Origin of the sequence: Sulfuricaulis sp., from assembly GCF_040901545.1 — a bacterium.
Classification (GTDB): domain Bacteria; phylum Pseudomonadota; class Gammaproteobacteria; order Acidiferrobacterales; family Sulfurifustaceae; genus Sulfuricaulis.
The window spans coordinates 1-1,474 of sequence record NZ_JBBDYL010000008.1 but is presented as its reverse complement, the minus strand read 5'-3'; the positions used below and the strand labels follow the sequence as shown (position 1 = coordinate 1,474).

At 56.0% G+C, this 1,474-nt stretch carries 2 protein-coding genes; one reads left to right on the top strand and one right to left on the bottom strand.

Features of this window, described 5'->3' with window-relative positions:
- The first annotated feature begins 524 nt into the window (after positions 1–524).
- Positions 525–896 carry a hypothetical protein gene (locus WD823_RS02260; protein WP_368427862.1) on the top strand — a complete coding sequence of 124 codons (372 nt, stop codon included), beginning with the start codon at positions 525–527 and terminating at the stop codon, positions 894–896.
- Between the two features lie 71 nt (positions 897–967).
- Here the strand turns inward: WD823_RS02260 and WD823_RS02255 are convergent.
- Positions 968–1,474: sigma-70 family RNA polymerase sigma factor (locus WD823_RS02255; protein ID WP_368427861.1), on the bottom strand; the 507-nt coding region annotated here is incomplete at its 5' end.

Below are 1,474 nucleotides of genomic sequence, written 5' to 3'. Positions count from 1 at the left end.
CCCCCGCTGAGCGCCCGGCCACGGAGGGCCGGGCTGGGGCTCAACCGAAGCCGCACGGTCGCGCCAGGGATGGCATGTGGTGGGCCCGCTAGGACTCGAACCTAGGACCAAGGGATTCACTCTGCCCCGCTGTTTCCAGCAGGAGTGGACTATCTCACCGCCCTCATCTCTCTTGCAGCAAGAGAAGTTAGGGCGCGGGACGCTCAAGCCTGTGATCAAGGGCGCTTCAGCCCTCAGGTAGTCTCTGCACCTTCCGGGAGTGCACTCCCGGCTTGGCTCAGGGTTGCCATCAGCCATGGCTGGAAGGTTTCCCTGAATTCATCCCGTTCATCTCGTATCTTTCGATACGAGCGCACCATTACGATGAGTCCCCTGCTCTAACCAACTGAGCTACAGGCCCAACGCCGGCATTCTATCAGCTTTGGGAACACCGAGTACTCATCGATACCGCAGCAGTAGACCTTTAGTGCGCCACTCTATAGATTATTACTTTCATGATAATCTTTATTATTAAAGGTCCGTAGATGGCTACAAAAAAATGCTCAACATGTCATAAACCGCTGAGAGGCCGCCAACGAAGATTTTGCTCCCGTCGATGCAAGAATGCCGACACCAACAATAAACACCAGTCCTATCAAGCGCAGCAGCTTCGTGGACGTGAACGGAAACTGGAACTCATTCGCCTAAAAGGTGCGAAATGCGAATATTGTGGTTACAACAAGAACTACGCCGCGCTCGAATTTCACCACCCCAATCCACATGAAAAAGACTTTCAGCTCGATATTCGGACTCTATCGAACCGTAGGTGGGACGCGGTGATGACTGAAGCCAGGAAATGCCTGCTGCTTTGCTCAAACTGCCATGCCGAAGTGCACAATCCCGATTGTGCTATGTAACGACGCCATGGCAGTCAATTAAAAACAAAAAGGGCCCATGTCGGGCCCTTTTTGTCAAGCAACATTCCGGTTCAGTCTATAAAACTGCGCAAATGCTCGGAGCGGGTGGGATGGCGCAGCTTGCGCAGCGCCTTGGCCTCGATCTGGCGGATGCGCTCGCGCGTGACATCAAATTGCTTGCCCACCTCTTCCAGCGTGTGATCGGTGTTCATGCCGATGCCGAAGCGCATGCGCAAAACCTTAGCCTCGCGCGGCGTGAGCGTCTCGAGGATTTCCGAAGTGGCGAATTTCAGCCCACTACCGGTGGCGGCATCGGGTGGCGCCACCGAATTGGCGTCCTCGACGAAATCCCCGAGATGCGAATCCTCGTCATCGCCGATGGGCGTCTCCATGGAGATCGGCTCCTTGGCGATTTTGAGCACCTTGCGGATCTTGTCCTCGGGCATGTCCATGCGGCTCGCCAGCTCTTCCGGGGTAGCCTCGCGCCCCATTTCCTGCAGCATCTGGCGCGAAATGCGATTCAGCTTGTTGATGGTCTCGATCATGTGCACCGGGATGCGGATGGTGCGCGCCTGGTC

What these genes read in the sequence shown, in the direction of transcription:
- WD823_RS02260 (WP_368427862.1), top strand. Translation starts at nt 525, where the DNA reads ATGGCTACAAAAAAATGCTCAACATGTCATAAACCGCTGAGAGGCCGC.